Origin of the sequence: Bradyrhizobium sp. Gha (assembly GCF_900113735.1) — a bacterium.
Lineage (GTDB): Bacteria > Pseudomonadota > Alphaproteobacteria > Rhizobiales > Xanthobacteraceae > Bradyrhizobium.
Map to the genome: position 1 here is coordinate 1 of NZ_FOQM01000094.1, position 1,086 is coordinate 1,086.

1 protein-coding gene is annotated in these 1,086 nt (G+C 59.9%); it reads right to left on the reverse strand.

The annotated features are described in order from the left end of the window. Window positions 1-927, reverse strand: a 927-nt coding sequence (locus tag BM222_RS39695; RefSeq protein ID WP_092239999.1) for an IS110 family RNA-guided transposase, incomplete at its 3' end; no start/stop codon positions are given. Window positions 928-1,086 lie beyond the last annotated feature (159 nt).

The following is a 1,086-nucleotide window of genomic DNA, read 5'->3' on the forward strand; positions in this document are numbered from 1 at the left end:
CTTGCTTCCTTGCCGGTGGGCAACACGCACCGCCCAGGCCTTCATCGGAGACCATCGGGTTGATGGCCTGAGAACGACGTTGGCAGCTTCGAACAGGGCTGTGCGCGTCTCTCCATCTCCGACTTTTGTGATCCGTCCCACCCGATCAACCTCGCCAGATTGGTATCGCCGGGGCGTCAACCCGAGATAAGCGCCGACAGATTGGGAATGCTGGAATCGCCTGGGATCGTCCACAGTGGAGCGGAAGGTCAACGCAGAGACCGGGCCGATCCCTGGCATCGTCATCAAGAGCCGACAAGCCGGGTCACTGCGCACGGCCTTCAGAACCAGACGATGCAGTCGGGCGTACTCCCGCATCAGCGCTTCGCGTCCGGCAAGCAGTGGATTCATGATCGCCTCCAGCAAGGCGTCATCGCCGACCAACTCACGAACTCGCGTCGCGAACAGAGTTCGCGAGACGATTCCGACTTTGAGACCGAGCGGACGCAGAAGTCCGCGGATGACTTGCTCTGTGGCAGCGATGGAGCGGACGATATGCTTGCGAGCCGCGGCCAGCGTCCGCGCCCTTTGGCTGCCGATGCTCTTGATGTGAACAGGCTTGAACCATCCCGTTCTCACCACCTGCGCGATCCCACGGGCGTCATTCCGATCGGTCTTCACTGGCATGGCCGAAAGTGCCGCCTTAACCTGGCGGGCTTCCAAACTGACGGCCGGCAGCCCCAGTTCGATTAGATTTGCGGTCAGCCATTCTGACGTCGGTCCTGCCTCAAGGCCCACCCGTTCAACTTGACCAGCCCATGGTTCGAGGTACTGCACAATCGATGGCGCGTCCGCCAACGTCGTTCCCTCCCGGATAAGCTTTCCGGTCTCGTCCACCGCACATACCGCAACGGAATTCAGCGAAACATCGAGGCCGACGTAGATCATGACGTTTCTCCTTCGGATGGAGTTGGTCCATGATCGTCAGTCAAAACGTGCCGCGCAGCAAATAGGTCAGGCGATCGGGACCGAATACCCCATCTCTTCCGTAAAGCGGTTGCGCTTCATGCTCTGGTCCTCATATGGGCCAGAGCGAACTTCAATCTG